Raw genomic sequence first — 16,102 nt, 5'->3', positions numbered from 1 at the left:
CTGCCCGGCTCGGGACAGGTTTCCGGTGGTTGCTGGCCTCGAGCTGGCTGACCAATCTCGGCGACGGGGTCGCCGCCGCGGCGGGCCCGCTGCTGATCGCGACGCTGACGCGCGACCCGCTGCTGATCTCGCTGTCGGCCCTGGTGAGCTGGGCGCCTCCGCTGCTGTTCGGCCTGTACGCGGGCGTGCTGTCCGACCGGTACGACCGGCGCAAAATCGTGCTCGTCGCGAACGCGGTGCGGGCCGCGGTGCTGGCGGCGCTCGTCGTGCTCACGGTGACCGGCACCGTGACGGTGGCGACGGCGCTGGTGGCGCTCACGCTCCGGTCCATCGCCGAGGTGTTCGCCGACAACGCGACGGCCACGCTGACCCCCATGATGGTCAGCAGGGACGACCTCGTCATCGCCAACGCCCGCCTGGGCACCGGATTCATCACGCTCAACCAGCTCGCCGGGCCGCCGATCGGCGCGGCACTGTTCGGCCTGGGCCTGACCTGGCCGTTCGCGGGCCAGCTGCTCCTGGTCGCGGCGGGCATCGTCCTGGTCTCCCGCATCAAGCTGCCGCCGCACGGCCGGCAGGCCGGCGATCCCGCGCCCGACACCATCAGGGAGCTCATCGCCGGGTTCACCTGGACGATCAGGCACGCGGCGGTCCGCACGCTGGCGCTCACCATCCTGATCTTCAACTTCACGTTCGGCGCGGCCTGGTCGGTTCTCGTCCTCTACACCCAGGAACAGCTCGGCCTCGGCGCCATCGGCTTCGGCCTGATGACCACCATCGGCGGAATCGGCGGCCTGATCGGCACCGGCCTGTACGGGGCGATCACCCGCAAGGTGAGCCTGGGCGCCCTCATGCGGATCGGGCTCATCATCGAGACGCTCACCCATCTGGGCCTCGCCCTGACCCATTCGCCGTGGGTCGCGGGCGGCATCTTCCTGGTCTTCGGCGCGCACGCGTTCATCTGGGGCACCACCTCGGGCACCGTCCGCCAGCGGGCGGTGCCGCAGGAGCTGCAGGGCCGGGTGGGCAGCGTCAACACCATCTGCGTCTTCGCCGGGCTGGTGGTGGGGTCGATGATCGGCGGCATCCTGGCCACCCGCTTCGGGGTCGCGGCGCCCTTCTGGTTCGCCTTCGCGGGTTCCGCGGTGTTCCTGGTGCTGCTGTGGCGGCAGCTCATGCTCATCGCGCACGACGACTGAGTCAGACGGCCGGCCCGCGCGTCGTGAAGGCGGCGACGCTGCCGCCGTACATGACCAGGATGGTGCCGCGGCTGCTGACGGACAGGCCGCGCACCCACTCCGGCACCCGGAACTCCTCCACGACGCTCCTGGTGCCCAGGTCCCACACGCGGACCATCTCGTCGTAGCCGCCGGTGACGGCGTGCGCCTGGCCGCCGAGTTCGGTGATGGCGACGGCGGTGGTGCCGCCGGGATGCGGCGTCAGCCAGCCCGTCTCGCCGAGCCGCAGCAGGTCCCAGATGCGGATGGAACCGTCCAGACCGCAGGTGATCGCCGTCGGGCGGCCGTCGCAGCGTCCGGCGGCGAGGGCCAGCAGGCCGTCGCAGTCGAGACGGCCGATGCGGCGCCCGGCGAGCACGTCCCACACCTGGACGGGTTTCCTGGCGACGCCTGTCGGCCCGACCAGCGCGAGCGCGCGCGGGCCGCACGTGGCCAGCGCCAGCCGCGCACCGCGCTGGGCGCTGATGCGGCCCCATTCGGTGTCGAGGGCGATGGTGACGCGGTCGCCGGCCGGTTCGGGGGCGCCGCCCAGCACCCCGGCCGCCCGTCCGGCCGTCAGGTCCCAGACGTGCACGTGCGGCCCGTCCCCCCGCAGCAGGGCGATGCGGCGGCCGGCCAGGTCGCCGAGGACGATCTCCGAGATCAGCCGGACGTCCAGGCACGCGCTCTGGCGGCGCCTCCCCAGGTCCCAGACGCGTACCGCCTCGTTGAGCCCGCTGGTGACGGCCACGGCGTCGTCCTGCCAGGAACGGATCGCGATGGTGGCCAGGCCCCGCCTGTGGCGGTCGGCGTGCCCGGCGAGCCGGGCGGTCTGCTGGCCGCTGGCCAGGTCCCACACGCGGACGAGCTGGTCGTCGGCGCCGATGGCGGCGACCACCTCCCGGCCGTCCAGCTCGCCCAGGTCCGCCGCCCTGATCTCGAACGACTCCTCGCCTGCCGGCGCGCCGGGTGGCTGGAGGCCGGTGAGGTCCCAGATCATGGCCGTCTCGGTCAGGTCCTTGGTCACCGCGAGCGTGCGCTCGCCGGACCGCACCGTGACCACGCGGTAGGGGTAGCCGGAGTGCCCGAGCAGCCTGGCGGTCTCGGTGCCGTCCACCAGGTCCAGGACGCGCACGCTCCGCTCTCCCGCGCAGGGGACGAGCGCTGTCGGGCGTCCTTTCACGAGGGTCAGGGCGACGTCGCCGACCTGCTCGCGCGGCAGCGGCACGCGGGACATCACCTCGCCGGTGGCCAGGTCACGGACCTCGGCGACGGGGTCGTGGCCCGTGAGCACCGCCAGGGTGACCGTACGGCCGTCCATGCGGCCGACGCGGTAGGCGGCGATGACGTCGTCGTCGAACAGGTGGCGCGTCGTCCTGCGCTCGGCCAGGTCCCACACCTGCATGCCGCGGCCGTGGCGGCCGAGCGTGACGGCCACGGCCCGGCCCTCCAGCCGCCCGGTGGCCACGCCGGGGCCGGTCGCCTCGTCGAGGCGGCCGAGCTCGCGTTCGGTCGCCAGGTCCCACACCCGGACGGGCTGGCCGTTGTGGCCGGCGCCCAGCAGGAGGGTCCGGCCGTCGCACCGCGCGAAGGCGAGCTGCGCGACCTGGCCGCCGATGGGCTCCAGGCGGGCGATCCGCTGGCGCGTGGCGAGGTCCCAGACGTCGACGGGGCCGTCGGACGCGAGCGCCGCCAGGTCCCGGCCCACGGCGGTGGCGGTGGCCGACAGGGTGCCGTCCACGGGCAGCTCGCCGGTCTGGAACTGTTCCTCCAGGTCCCAGATCCGGACGGCGTCCGGCCCGGGGACGAGGGCGATGGCCCGGCCGTCCGCGACGCCCGCCGCCAGCCCCGAGCCCACGACCTGCCCGATGACGGCCAGGTTGCCGGGCTGGGGGGCGTGCCCGGCCGCGAAGTACGGCCGCCAGCGGGAGCCGCCGCGCGGCGCGAGCGTGTCGAGCAGGGTGTCGAACGCGCGGCGCAGCGCCGGCGCGTGGTGGCGGGCGGCGTCGAAGGAGAGCGTCCAGCAGCGCCGCGCCGGGGTGGCCGCGCGGTGGCGGTAGGCGGAGGTGCGGTAGACGCGTGCCGCCAGCGCGCCCTTCGCGGTGGTCGCGGCGGGCAGCGCCGTGAGGAGCGGCCCGGGCAGGGCGTGGACGAGGTAGCCGGGGTCGTCCAGCAGCGGGTCGAGCCGTCCCGCGGCCGCCGCGTGGCCGGCCAGGTGCGCCAGGGTGTACGGGTCGGCCGCCGACCAGTCCCGCTGCCCGTCCGGGCCGGGAACGGCGGCGGTGAGGGCGTCGGTGATGGCGCGCTGGGGATCGGGGTGGCGGCACCGCTCGCGCAGGTAATCGTCGATCGCGTCGTGGTAGAGCCGGTACGTGCTCTGCCCGGCCTGCGGGTCGACGTGCTCGACGAGGTAGTGGGCCGCGTTCTGGACGACGTCGTGCAGGTCGGCGGGGGCGGGCGCGAGCCCGTGGCCGAGGCCGGTGGCCATGAGCAGCCAGGTCCTGCCCACGGGCAGGCCGTCGCCCCTGGCGAAGGCCAGGGCGGTCAGCAGCCGCCGTACGAGCTCGGCGTCGGGGGCGCAGGCGCGCAGGTAGTCCTCCATCGCCTGGCCGACGCTCTCGGGGAACTGCTCCTCCCACCCGGGTGTCCCGGGGTGGGGCGGCGCGGCGGCGGGGTGGTTCAGGCGGTCGCTGACGAGCTGGGCGATGAGGAAGTTGTGGCCCGCCCTGCGGGCCACGGCCTGCCCGATGGCGGGCAGATCCCAGGAGCCGGGACGGGCCCGGCCGCGCAGGCGGTTCACCACGTAGTCGGCGACGTCGGCGTGGCGCAGGTACGGCGGCGCCTCCAGATCGATGCGGGGCACGCGCTGCCCGAACGCGTCCAGGACGCGGGCGTGGCGGCTGTCCGGCGGCGCGGTGCGCACCCCGGCCAGCACCCGTAGCCGGCCGGTGCCCGCGACCTGCCGCAGCAGCACCGCGATCCGCCTGGCCTCCTCGGCGGAGGCCGCCTCCTCCAGCGCGTCCACCAGCACGGTGAACGAGGTGCCCGGCGGCAGGCCGCTCACGGCGGCGAGCAGCTCGGCGGGCTCGTCGGCCGTGGCGCCGAGCGCGTCCGCGAGCCGGGCGGCCGTCTCGTCGCAGGTCAAGCCCTTCAGGTGCAGGGCCGCGTCGAAGGCGCCCGCGGGCGGGCGGGGGCCCGGCGTGGGGACGGTCGCCGACAGCCGGGGGTCGGCCGCCAGCAGGGTGTGCGCGAGCAGCGCGGACTTGCCGCAGCCGGGGCCGCCGGTCACCAGCAGGATCGGCTGCCCGGCCGGTGCCGGGCGCGCCAGCCAGTCGCGGATCGCGCGGCGGGCCTCGACGCGGCCGGTGAAGTGCCACTCATCGGTGCCGAGCTCGCAGCCGCGGGCGCGGGGCAGCCAGTGCGTCGGCAGGTGCGGGTCCAGGTCCAGCCGCCAGCCGCAGCTCCGCCGTACCTCTTCCCAGAGGGTGCGCAGGTAGGAGATCGGCAGCATGTGGCCGCTGCGGTGGTCGTCGCGCAGGACGACGATGCCGGTCACGGCCTCGCTGTGGTGGTCGAACACCGGCCCGCCGGAGAAGCCCCGCTCGATCGCCCAGCCGGTCTGGCTCTGCGCCTCGATCTGCACCCACTGGCCGGTCGGGCCGCTGGCTCCGCGGATGACGCCTGTGGCCTGCCGGGCCGCCGTCTCGCCGCGGGGGAAGCCGTGGACGGAGAACGGGTGGCCGGTCAGCGCGGGCGGGCAGGCCAGGGGGGCGGGGACGTGGTCGACGGGGGTCGCGAGTTCCAGCAGGGCGGCGTCGCCCGAGCCGTCCTCGGTGATGGGTGCCCAGCCCACCACCTTCGCCCGTACGGAGATCTGGGCCGGGTCGGCGCGTGAGGCGAAGGGGAATTCCGCGGTCACCGCCGTGCCCGCCGGCGCATCGCCGCATCCCGCTGTGGCGGCGGGGCCGCCGAGGGCGAGGTCGACGACGTGGGCGCAGGTGAGCACGTGCCGGGGGCCGATGAGCACCCCGGCTCCGGCGATCCCGTCCCCCGCGGTCCCGTCCCCCGCGGTCCCGGCTCCGGCCGTCACCGGCAGGCGGACCAGCCACGGCGGGCGCGCGGCGAGCCGGGCGCGCAGGCCGGCGCCTGTCACGCGAAGGGACCGACGGCTCCGGCGGTGCCGGCGGATTTGGCGGTGCCGGCGGGTTTGGCGGTGCCGGCGGCGTCCGCGGGGCTGGCCGCACCGGCGGCGGCTTCGGCGGTACCGGCGGCGTCCGCGGGCCTGGCGGCACTGGCGGTTGCGGCGGTGCCGGCGGGGTCCGCGGTGGGGTTGCGCCAGACGATGCGGACGTTGACGTGCGCGTCGCTGCCCGTGGAGACCAGCGTGGCACCCAGCTTGCCGCTGACCGCCACGCCGAAGGTCACCTCGACCTCCTCAGGTGCGGGTTCGAGCGCGCCCACCTGCGCCGCGACCCCCTCGGCCGCGGCCCGGATCCCGCTCAGCGCGCCGTTCCACGTCTGGGCCGCCGCGCGCACGACGCGGTCGCCGGCCCCCGCCCTGACGAGCCCGTCGCCGTCGTCCTGGTCGGCGACCTCGACGTACACCCGCCCGCCCTGACCCGCCCCGAACTCCACGACCGCCATCCGTGTCCCCTCCCCGCTGCCCATCGATGATGGCCCAGGCAGATCACCCGCGCCCGGGCTTCCGGCACATTCGCTGCGGGAGGTGGCGCGCCCCCGCTGGGATTGTGCGGGTATCGGATGGAAGGTGTGGTCAGGAGGTGGCGCGCATGGCGTCGGCGATCCAGGCGTAGGGGATGGGGTCGTGGTCCGCCTCGGCCGGGGTCCCGTTGATCAGCGCCACCAGGGACAGGTACCGGCCGTGGGTGCTGTCGTAGACGGGCCGCCCGGAGGCGGCGTCCTCGTCGGCGATCTGCCGGAGGAGGCCGGGGACCTGCCGATATCCGTCGGCCATCCGGTCGCGGAGCTCGGGGGTGAGCGGCGTGCCTGACAGCCCGGCGGCCGCCTCCATGAAGCGGATGACGGCCTGCTGGACGCCGGGAGAGCGGGGCGACTGCCCGGCCCGTTGCGCGGCCAGCAGCTCCTCCATGAGCGTGGCCCCGCTCACGTGCATGAACTCCTGGAACGGCTCGGTCGCCAGGAGCCGGGCCTCCGGCGGGGAGTAGGTGTCCCGCAGGTAGGTGCGGACCGCGTCGCGGAACGCCGGGTCCGACACCAGGTCCGCCAGCTCGATCCAGGCTTCGAGCTGGGCGGCCGTGGGGTCCGCGGGCAGGACGGGCCGCATCGCCCGCAACCGGTCGACGAAGCCCTCCGGGACGTCCAGGTCCTGGCCGACGTCGTTCCAGAAGTCGTCGATGGTCCGTTCGCGTTCCTCGTCGGTCATCGACACGAGCTTGTGCATCAGGTCGGCCTGCGCGGTCGTGCCGCCCTGCTTGATGAGGGTCCTGAGCACGGCCCGCCGCGCCCGCAGGGTGCGTTCCTGGCGTTCGACGATCTCCAGGTGCGTGGTGAGCAGGTCGTGCAGGGTGGTGCCGCCGTCGAGCAGGCGGCGGATCTCGTCCAGGTCGGTGTCCAGCTCGCGCAGGGTGCGGACGAGTTCGAGCCGGGCGATGGCCTGGATGTCGTACATCCGGTGGCCGGCCTCGTTCAGGGCCGTGGGCGGGATGAGCCCGGTGTCGGCGTAGAAGCGCACGGCGCTCACGCTCAGGCCGCTGCGGCGCGCGGCGTCCCCGATGGGGTAAAGGTCGTGGTCGTCCATGGAACCACTGTGGCGCCTCAAGCGGCTTGAGACGCAAGCGGTTTCCGGCGGGGAACGGTCAGGCGGACGGGAGGCCGACCGCGTTGGCCGCGTCCGCCTCGAAGTACTCCGTCGTGGCGAAGGGGGCGGTGTGGCCCTCGAAGAAGCTCCTGACGCCGTCGAGCGAGTCATGGACGATGACGTTCACCGCCCTGGCGCCGTCGGTGCTCGCCACCGCCAGCGTCCACGTGGCGCCGCCGGGGAGCCGGCCGTACGCCTGCTTCAGCGCGTTCCAGAAACCTTCGTGGTCGGAAATGGTGGAAACAGCCATGACGTGCATCGTGGCCCCCTTCTCGTCGGCTCTCGGATTCACTCGGCAATTGGTGTGCAAATATTGGGCGGCGCCATTCTTGAATTCGTAGATCGCGACGGTCTGGGTGTCCTCCAGCGGATCGTCGGAAGGCATCAAGAAGTGCGTCTCGCTGATCGGCAGCAGCTCGTAGTCGAGCTGTTCCGGTTTGTCGAGGAGTTGCGCCTCCATCGGGTTGAGGGTGAATTTCAGGTGGAGCCTTCCGTCTTCGGCCGCCACCTGGTAGCGGGTGCCGGGGCGTTCGTAGGAGCCCTCGTACCTGGACAGGTCGAGGGTCAGGGACGGGTCGGGCTCGGGCAGGTCGGGGATCGTGACCGTGCCGAGGTCGGCCAGGATGGTGTTGAACACCTTCCGGTAGAAGCTGTCGCGCGGCCCGGCGTTGGCCAGCATGGAGATGGCGACGCCCGCTTCCGGCAGGATCCGCAGGCGGGCGCTCTGGCTGACCGCGCTGCCGTCGTGGGCGTAGACGGTGTGGCCGTGCCAGTCGCACACGATGAGGCCGAGCGCCCATTCCGGCCCGAACAGGTACGGGTCGGGGACGGGGACCCGCGAGTGGGTCATCTCGCGGAGGACACCGGGTGAGACGATCCTGGTCCCGTTCGGCGCCAGTCCTTCGTTGAGGAAGACGTACGCCAGGGTGAGCAGGTCCCGGGCCGTGGTGCTGACGTTGCCGCCGGGGCCGAAGGCACGGGGCAGGTGCGCCAGCGGCGACGGGATCGGGCCCTCGTCGAGGGAGCGGACGAGGTAGCCGGTCGCGGCCCGGTCCTGGCCGGCGGGCCGGGTGCTCGTCGAGGTCAGGCCCAGGGGGTCGAACAGGCGGTCCCGCATGATGTCGTCCCACCGCCCGCCGTCGATCACCTCCATGATGCGGGCGAGGATCGCGTAGCCCAGGGCGGGGCTGTAGCCGTGGGTGTGGCCCAGGGCGTGGACCTGGCGGGCGCCGGCGAGGTTGGCCACCATGCGCTCGTACACGTCGTCGCCCTCGCCCGGGTCTCCGTAGTCCTCCTCGATGCCGCTGGTGTGGTTGAGGAGGTGGCGGGGGGTGACCTGGGCGCTGACGCCGGGGTCGGCGACCCGGAAGCCGGGCAGGTAGGTGCGGACCGGCTCGTCGAGGGCGACCTTTCCCTCGTCGACGAGCCGCATGAAGGCCAGGGCGGTCCAGGTCTTGGACACGGAGCCGCACTGGTAGACGGTGTCGGGCGTCGCGGGCTCCCGGGTGGAGAGGTCGCGGACGCCGGCGGCGAAGCCGGTGATCTCCCCGTCGGTGAGGACGCCGATCGAGGCGCTCGGGATCCGGTACTCCGCGAGCAGCTCGGCGAGGCGTGCCCGCAGCCGGGTCACGTCCAAGGGTCTTGCCACAGGGCTTCTCCTTTCTTTCCAAGTGGGAAAAGGCTACGTTGCGTTTAATAGGTCGTCAATTGGAACTCTCAATGACAAGGCGTTGAGCTGCATATCTATCGAAAATCGTTGCAACAGTAGTGCGGATAAATGCAATTCGTGTTGAGTGATCGTTGCAATGTACTGTGGGTGAACGCACCCGAACCAGGCAGGGGACAGGAACGATGCCCGGAGGCAGGCTGACCCACGAGCACCGCCGCCAGATCGCGAGCTGGCTGGCCGACGGGCTGGGCTACGCCGAGATCGCCAGGCGGCTGGGCAGGCCCACCTCCACGATCAGCCGCGAGGTGGCCCGCAACAGCGCCTCGGGCGCCTACCTGGCCGACCGCGCCCAGCAGGCCGCCGGGCAGCGCGCCCGCCGCCGCAGGCCCGTACGGGCCGCGCAGCCGCAGGACGGCGGGCGGCCGGCCGAGTCCGTGCGCGCCTTCGTGGAGCGGTTCGCCACGCTGCTCGTCGGGGTCGGCCTTCCCCGGATGCCGGCTCGCGTGTTCGTCTGCCTGCTCACCTCCGAGCCGGGAAGCCTGACGTCCGCCGAGCTCGTACGCGGGCTCCAGGTCAGCCCGGCGTCGGTGTCCAAGGCCATCGGCTACCTGGAGGAGATGGAGCTGGTCAGGCGTACGCAGGAGTCCGGCCGCCGCGAGCGGTACGTCGTCGACGACGACGTCTGGCTGCGGGCGTTCAGATCCGACACCGGCGCGCACGACGAGGTCGCGGCGGCCGCGCGGCGCGGGATCGAGATCTTCGGCGCCGGCACGCCCGCCGGCGCCCGGCTGGGCCGGATGGCCGGCTTCTTCACCTGGATCAGCGAGCAGATGAACGGCAGCGGCCTCACCGACGCCGCCGTCCGCGACGCGCTGACCGTGGTGGCCGCGCTGGTGCACGCCGCCCGGCCGCTCACCGTGGACGAGCTCGCCACGGCGCTGGGCTGGCCCGTCCAGCGAGCGGCCGGCGCCCTGGACACGATCGGCCGCCGTACGAGCCTCGCCGATCCCCTCACGGTGGAGCGGACCGGGCGGGGAGCGTACGCCGCCGTCCCGAGGGCGGACCGCCTGAGCGCGGCCCAGCGCGCCGCGCTGACGCAGGCCGCGGGGCGGCGGCCCACCCCGGAGGCATGGAACGGTGAAGAATCAGCAAAGCGGATTTAAGGCGACCTCTCGGGATATATTCGAATATTGGGGACAAAACGCGTGCGAAGTCCCCCGCCCTCCGGAAAGGAGGTGATCTCCGAGCTTGTGCAGCGCATCGTACGTCCGTCACTTCCGCTCGAGGGAGAGATCACCACATGCCTGGCAACAAAGGAGTCGTGTACGAAGGCCCGGGCAAGGTCGAGGTTCACGAGATCGACTATCCCGAGTTCGAGCTCAAGGACGGCCCAGGGGTGAACCCGGCCAACGTCGGGCGCAAACTGCCGCACGCCGCGATACTCAAGACCGTCGCGACCAACATCTGCGGCAGCGACCAGCACATGGTCCGCGGCAGGACCACGGCGCCCCCGGGGCTGGTCCTCGGCCACGAGATCACCGGTGAGGTCGTCGAGACCGGTCCCGGCGTGGAGTTCGTCAAGACCGGCGACCTGGTGTCCGTGCCGTTCAACATCTCCTGCGGCCGGTGCCGCAACTGCAAGGAGGGCAAGACCGGGATCTGCGAGAATGTCAACCCGGACCGGCCCGGCTCGGCGTACGGGTACGTCGACATGGGCGGCTGGATCGGCGGCCAGGCCGAATACGTGCTGGTGCCGTACGCCGACTGGAACCTGCTGAAGTTCCGGGACAAGGACCGGGCGATGGAGAAGATCCTCGACCTGGCCATGCTCGCCGACATCTTCCCCACCGGCTTCCACGGCTGCGTGACCGCGGGCGTCGGGCCGGGATCGACCGTCTACATCGCCGGCGCGGGGCCGGTGGGGCTCGCCGCGGCAGCCTCGGCGTTCCTGCTCGGGGCCGCCGTCGTCATCGTCGCCGACCTCAACAAGGAGCGCCTGGACCAGGCGCGCAGCTTCGGCTGCGAGACCGTCAACATCGCCCTCGGCGAGCCGAGGGACCAGATCGAGCAGCTCCTCGGCGAGCCGGAGGTCGACTGCGCCGTGGACGCGGTCGGCTTCGAGGCCCGCGGGCACGGCCGCGAGGCGGAGGTGGAGCGCCCCGCCACCGTGCTCAACTCGCTCATGGACGTCACCAGGGCGGGCGGCGCCATCGGCATCCCCGGCCTGTACGTGACCGGCGACCCGGGCGCCTCCGACGAGGCCGCCAAGCAGGGCTCGCTGTCCATCCGCATCGGCCTGGGCTGGGCGAAGTCGCACGAGTTCGCCACCGGGCAGTGCCCCGTCATGCGCTACAACCGGCAGCTCATGCAGGCGATCCTGCACGACCGGGTGCAGATCGCCAAGGCCGTCAACGCCACGCCGATCTTGCTGGACGAGGCGCCGCGGGGCTACCACGAGTTCGACCAGGGCGCGGCACGCAAGTACGTGCTCGACCCGCACGGCCTGCTGTCCCGCACGTCCTGATCGCGGGGCCGGGCCCGACCGCCCCGCGTTCGCGCACGTGTTCCAGGATCTTTCCACCGGCGTGAACGCGGGGCGCACCCTCCTCTGGCAGTGGCCGTCAGCGGCGGCCGTACGGAGGTGACATGCTCACCCTTGCCCGCCCGGGTTCGGTCCGGGCCAGGTGCACGCTGATCGCGGCCCTGTTCGCGATGTGCGTGCTGGTGGTGCTCGGCGCGACCGTGGACCTCGCGATCCGCTGGCGGGTCCAGTCCGACGCCCTGCGCCAGGCCGAGCGGGTGGCGAGCCAGTGGAGCCCGGTCGCCCGCGAGGGTTACGTGCCGAACCCGATCCCGGCCAACCCGCCCGTCGATCTCATCCAGGTCGTGGACGCCCGCCATCGTGTCCTGAACGCCAGCCGGGAGGCCTCGCGGACCGTGCCGCTCAGCAGCCTGCGGCCGCCGCCGGACGCGCGGTTCCAGCCGCACGTCGAGTGCCCGCCGCAGGGCAGGTGCATCCTGCTGCACGCCATCCGCCTGTCCCCGGACACGGACGCGGCCGTCGTGTACGCCGGCATCCCCGAGCCGGACCTGCTGGCCACGCACGAGCTCGAGTACGCCGTCGCGGCCGGGACCGCCCTGTTCACCGGCCTGGCGGCCTGGACGGCGTGGGTGCTGGTGGGACGCGCGCTGCGGCCCGTCGAGGCGATCAGGGCCAGGATCTCGCAGATCACGGTGAGCGACCTGAGCCTGCGCGTCCCGGTGCCGCCGGGCAACGACGAGATCACCCGCCTGGCCACCACCGCCAACCACACGCTCAGCCAGCTGGAGGGCGCGGTGGAGCAGCTGCGCCAGTTCGACTCCACGACCAGCCACGAGCTGCGCAATCCGATCGCCGGGCTGCGCACGCAACTGGAGGAGGCACTGCTCTACCCCGGGGACGTCGATCCGCACGAGACGCTGCGCAGCGCGCTGGCCACGGCGAGCCGGCTGGAGGCGATCGTCAACGACCTGCTGCTGCTCGCCCGCCTCCGGGCCGCCGACCCCTCACCTCCCGAACGCATCGATCTCGGCGAGCTCGTCTGCGCCGAGGTGAACGCGCAGCAGGGCCCCCTCCCGATCCACGTCCGCGCGCCCCGGGGGCTGGAGATCCGCGGCTCGCGCATGCAACTGATCCGCGTGCTCGACAACCTCCTGACCAACGCCCAGCGGCACGCCGAGTCCTCCGTCGAGGTCGGCGTCGAACCGGCAGACGAGGGCGTCGTGGTCACCGTGACCGACGACGGGCCGGGCATCCCGCCCGCCCACCGGGAACGCGTCTTCGAACGCTTCGTCCGCCTCGACGAGGGTCGCCGCCGCGACCCCGGAGGCAGCGGCCTCGGCCTGGCCATCTCCCGCGACATCGCGCACTCCCACCACGGCACCCTCACCGTCGAGGACTCGCCGCGCGGCGCCAGGTTCGTCCTGTGGCTGCCGCTCGTCAGCGGCGGCCCCGGGCACTGACCTCTCCCGCACGCATGATCGCAGAACGCGGGAGCGGCACTTCCCTGGCTATCCTGGCGGCTCCCCACCGCGACCCCACCACGACCCACCGGGAGGCGACGACCGTGACAGCCGCCGAGCGCCGCAGCACCTGGGCGGCGGCCACGCTGGTGGCGCACCTGGTGCTGGCCCCGCTGACGGCGCTCATCCTGGCGGGCACCTGGCACCTCGGCGCGGCCGTGTGGCAGCTCCTCCTCGCCGCGGGCGCCGCCGCCCTGCTCCACGTGGGAGTGTCGCTCGCCGGGCGGCGGCCGTGGGCGGGATACGGGATCGGCGCGCTGGCCATGCTCGTCCTGATGACCATGCCGTTCCCGGGCTGGTCGCCCGGCCTGCTGCCCTCGGCCGCGTGTTTCCCGCTCACGTTGTGGCGGTTGACCGCCATGGTCCGGACCAGGTCCGCGGTGGCGGCGCTGGCCGTCACCGCGGCCGGGATCGTCTTCACCGAGCTGGTGGCGTGGGCCCGGCTGCCCGCCGGCGTGCCGGGGTGGACCCGCCTGGCCGAGGGCGGGCTGCTGATGCTCATCGCCGGTGGCGGGTGGCTGGCGGCTCTGCTGGCGCGCCGCGGGCACGAAGCCCGAGTGCGGGCCGAACGCGAACGGCTGGCCGCGGCGGTGGCGGGCGAACGGGCCGGCATCCGCCGGGACCTGCACGACGTGATCGCGCACACGGTCACCGTGATGGTGGCGCGGATCGAGGCCGCGGCGGTGACGACCACGGACCCGGCGACCCGCCGCGAGCTGGGCGACATCGGTCACGGCGGCACGCTGGCGACCTGGACCGGAGACATGGTCTTCTCCCCGGCGAAGGGAGTGGCCGCGATCGTGCTCACCAACAGCGTCGGCGATCCCGCCCTGCTCACGGCCAACCTCCTCGCCGGACGGCTCGGGGTTCCCGCCACGCCGATGAGCAACCCGCTGACCGTCGTGAACGCGGTCCTGCTCGGGCTCACGGCCGGGATGTCCGCCCTGCTGGTCACCGCGGCCGTCCGGGCGCGCCGCTGGGTCGCGCGCCGTCGCGCCTCGCGCCGGCCGTGGCTGGTCCCGCGGCTGCTGCCGCTGGCGGTGGTGACGGTGCTGGGCGTGCTGCTGCCGGCGCTGATGGGGGTCCAGGCCGGGGTGTTCAGCTTCCAGTACTGGATCGTCACCGCCTGGCTGCTGCCGCTGCTGGTGCTCTTCTCCCTCACCTGCTGCGTGCTCGGGACGGTCGCGCTCGCCCGCCGCCTGTGGTGCCTGCGCCGCGCCGGCCACGCGAGTACGGAGCCCGCATCAGCCTGAGGCGGGCGGGTACGGCGCCTGAAGGCTCCACACCCGCACCCTGCCGTCGTCGCCGCCGGACACCGCCACCGGCCGGTCGTCCAGCAGCCCCACCGCCACCGACTCGATCAGGCCCCGGTGCCCGAGGAAGGGGCCGCCGATCGGCGTGCCGGTGGCGAGGTCCCAGACGCGCACCGTCTCGTCCCTGTAACCGCCGGACACCACCACGGCCCGCCCGCCGGGCAGCTCGCCCGCCGCCAGGCCCAGGGCCCAGCTCCGGTGCCCGGTCAGCGGCTCGCCGATCGGCGCGGCGCTCGCCAGGTCCCACACCCGTACCGTGTGGTCGCCGTCGCCGCCGCCCGAGATCGCCACGGGACGGTCGCCGATCCGGCCGACCGCCGCCGACTCCACCGGGCCGCGGTGCGCGCGGACGCGTCCGGCCACCCGGGCGCCGGTGGCCAGGTCGGAGATGAGGACGGTCCCGTCGTGCCCGCCGGAGACCACGACGGGGCGGTCACCGGCCTGTCCTACGGCGACGGCCAGCACCCAGCCCGCGTGGCCCTCGGCCGGTTCGCCGGCGGGGGCGCCGGTCGTCAGGTCCCACACGCGTACGGTGCGGTCGAGGCTGCCGGAGACCGCCACGGGGCGGTCGCCGAGCCGGCCGGTGGCCACCGACTCGACCGAGCCCCCGTGCCCGGTGAACGGTTCCAGGAGCGGCGTGCCGGTCGTCAGGTCCCACAGGCGCACTGTGCCGTCGAGGCCGCCGGAGGCGGCGACGGGACCGCCGGGTAACAGGTCCGTCGCCACCGACCAGACCGGGCCCCGGTGGCCGCGCAGCAGCGCGCCCACGGGGGCGCCGGTGGCCAGGTCCGTCACGGCGACGGTGCCGTCGTGGCCGCCGCTGACCACGACCGGGCGACCGTTCAGGCGGCTCAGCGCCACCGACAGGACCCACTGCTGGCGGCCCGCGACCGGCTCGCGGACCAGGCTCCCGAACGGGACGCCGCCGCCGGGGGAGAAGAGGCCCGCCAGGCCGTACATCGCCGGGATCGCGGCGACGGCGGCGCCCGCCGCGAGCGCCCGTACCAGGCGGCGGCGTCGCAGGTCCACCGGGCGGCCGGGCAGGGACCGTTCCTGGGTGAGGGCGGTGAGCAGGTCGGCGACGGCGGGACGGGAGGCGGGGTCCTTGGCCAGGCAGGCGGCCAGCAGCGGGCGCAGGTGGCCGGGCACGCCCGCCAGGTCGGGCTCGCGGGTCATGATCGCGTTGAGGACCACCGCCGTGACCGCGCCGGGGAAGGCCCGGTGCCCGGTGGCGGCGTAGACCAGGGTGGCGGCCCAGGCGAACACGTCCGAGGCCGCGTCGGCGGGGGCGCCGTTCAGCAGCTCGGGCGCCAGGTAGGCCGGGGTGCCGACCAGGCCGGGGCCGGTGGTGGACTGGTCGAGGAGCCGGGCGATGCCGAAGTCGATGACCACCGGGCCTTCCGGCCCCATGATCACGTTGCTCGGCTTGAGGTCCCGGTGCACGACGCCGGCCCGGTGGATCGCCTGCAGCGCCGTCAGCGTGGTGATCGCGAGCCGGTCCAGCCCGCCGCCGGCGCGCGGCCCGTCCCGGGCCACGAGAGCCTCCAGGGACGGGCCGGGGACGTACTCGCTGACCAGGTAGGGCCGCCCGTCATCGAGGCCCGCGTCCAGCACGCGCGCGGTGCAGAACGCCGCCACCCGCGCGGCGATCGCGGCCTCCCGCAGGAAACGCTCCCGGGCCCCGGCGTCGCCGGCCGGGCGGGCGTGCAGCGTCTTGACGGCCACCGGCTGCCCGTGCGGCGTGCGGCCCAGGTAGACCACGCCCTGGCCGCCGGCGCCCAGCACGCCGGTCAGCGGGTAGCCGGAGATCCGCCGGGGATCGCCTTCGGCCAGCGGGCGCGGCTCCACAGTTGAACCGTACAAGACCGGTCCCCGCCGCGGACATACCCGGCACGCAGGGCCGGGGAAGCGGCCGGGCCCTTTCCGCGACTTTGGGTCTTGCGTAAGGCAGGGTGTCAACCTAGGCTGCGCCGCAAGTTAATAAGCCTTCCTAACCAGGCCG

General features: G+C 74.0%; 10 protein-coding genes. 5 read left to right on the top strand and 5 right to left on the bottom strand.

The window, feature by feature from the left end:
- Positions 1–29 precede the first annotated feature (29 nt).
- Positions 30–1,199 (top strand): MFS transporter, encoded by a 1,170-nt coding sequence (locus HD593_RS28780; RefSeq protein WP_221525025.1) that lies wholly within the window; start codon positions 30–32, stop codon positions 1,197–1,199.
- A 1-nt stretch (position 1,200) separates the two neighbouring features.
- Here HD593_RS28780 and HD593_RS28775 read toward each other — a convergent pair whose 3' ends face one another.
- The 4 genes from HD593_RS28775 to HD593_RS28760 all read right to left on the bottom strand — a co-directional run bounded on the left by HD593_RS28775 (position 1,201) and on the right by HD593_RS28760 (position 8,704).
- The gene (locus HD593_RS28775; protein ID WP_185105149.1) at positions 1,201–5,370 is read right to left on the bottom strand and encodes a trypsin-like peptidase domain-containing protein; all 4,170 of its coding nucleotides are present in this window, start codon (positions 5,368–5,370) and stop codon (positions 1,201–1,203) included.
- A complete protein-coding gene (locus tag HD593_RS28770) occupies positions 5,367–5,861 on the bottom strand; it encodes a CU044_2847 family protein (protein WP_185105148.1) in 495 nt (164 codons plus the stop codon). The genes HD593_RS28775 and HD593_RS28770 overlap by 4 nt, the downstream gene beginning before the upstream one ends.
- Positions 5,862–5,991: 130 nt before the next feature.
- A complete protein-coding gene (locus tag HD593_RS28765; RefSeq protein ID WP_185105147.1) occupies positions 5,992–6,996 on the bottom strand; it encodes a MerR family transcriptional regulator in 1,005 nt (334 codons plus the stop codon).
- Positions 6,997–7,054: 58 nt separating this feature from the next.
- Entirely contained in the window at positions 7,055–8,704 is a 1,650-nt protein-coding gene (locus tag HD593_RS28760) for a serine hydrolase (RefSeq protein WP_185105146.1), read from the bottom strand.
- A 203-nt stretch (positions 8,705–8,907) separates the two neighbouring features.
- Here HD593_RS28760 and HD593_RS28755 point away from each other — a divergent pair, with 203 nt between their 5' ends.
- The 4 genes from HD593_RS28755 to HD593_RS28740 all read left to right on the top strand — a co-directional run bounded on the left by HD593_RS28755 (position 8,908) and on the right by HD593_RS28740 (position 14,040).
- Positions 8,908–9,888 (top strand): helix-turn-helix domain-containing protein, encoded by a 981-nt coding sequence (locus tag HD593_RS28755; protein ID WP_185105145.1) that lies wholly within the window; start codon positions 8,908–8,910, stop codon positions 9,886–9,888.
- Between the two features lie 137 nt (positions 9,889–10,025).
- Positions 10,026–11,249, top strand: coding sequence for a formaldehyde dehydrogenase, glutathione-independent (gene fdhA / locus HD593_RS28750; protein ID WP_185105144.1), 1,224 nt, complete (start codon positions 10,026–10,028; stop codon positions 11,247–11,249).
- 122 nt (positions 11,250–11,371) lie between these two features.
- The gene (locus HD593_RS28745; RefSeq protein ID WP_185105143.1) at positions 11,372–12,727 is read left to right on the top strand and encodes a sensor histidine kinase; all 1,356 of its coding nucleotides are present in this window, start codon (positions 11,372–11,374) and stop codon (positions 12,725–12,727) included.
- A gap of 14 nt (positions 12,728–12,741) precedes the next feature.
- Entirely contained in the window at positions 12,742–14,040 is a 1,299-nt protein-coding gene (locus HD593_RS28740; RefSeq protein WP_221525024.1) for a histidine kinase, read from the top strand.
- On the opposite strand, the gene HD593_RS28735 is transcribed toward HD593_RS28740, so the two are convergent.
- The gene (locus HD593_RS28735) at positions 14,032–15,948 is read right to left on the bottom strand and encodes a serine/threonine-protein kinase (protein WP_185105142.1); all 1,917 of its coding nucleotides are present in this window, start codon (positions 15,946–15,948) and stop codon (positions 14,032–14,034) included. The two genes, HD593_RS28740 and HD593_RS28735, sit on opposite strands and share 9 nt — an antisense overlap.
- Positions 15,949–16,102 lie beyond the last annotated feature (154 nt).

The sequence above is a fragment of the Nonomuraea rubra genome (genome assembly GCF_014207985.1).
Lineage (GTDB): Bacteria > Actinomycetota > Actinomycetes > Streptosporangiales > Streptosporangiaceae > Nonomuraea > Nonomuraea rubra.
Note: the sequence above shows the minus strand (reverse complement) of the source record. Positions and strands in the feature narration are given on the sequence as shown.

What these genes read in the sequence shown, in the direction of transcription:
- HD593_RS28770 (WP_185105148.1), bottom strand. Translation starts at nt 5,861, where the DNA reads ATGGCGGTCGTGGAGTTCGGGGCGGGTCAGGGCGGGCGGGTGTACGTC.
- HD593_RS28765 (WP_185105147.1), bottom strand. Translation starts at nt 6,996, where the DNA reads ATGGACGACCACGACCTTTACCCCATCGGGGACGCCGCGCGCCGCAGC.
- HD593_RS28755 (WP_185105145.1), top strand. Translation starts at nt 8,908, where the DNA reads ATGCCCGGAGGCAGGCTGACCCACGAGCACCGCCGCCAGATCGCGAGC.
- fdhA (WP_185105144.1), top strand. Translation starts at nt 10,026, where the DNA reads ATGCCTGGCAACAAAGGAGTCGTGTACGAAGGCCCGGGCAAGGTCGAG.
- HD593_RS28745 (WP_185105143.1), top strand. Translation starts at nt 11,372, where the DNA reads ATGCTCACCCTTGCCCGCCCGGGTTCGGTCCGGGCCAGGTGCACGCTG.
- HD593_RS28740 (WP_221525024.1), top strand. Translation starts at nt 12,742, where the DNA reads ATGATCGCAGAACGCGGGAGCGGCACTTCCCTGGCTATCCTGGCGGCT.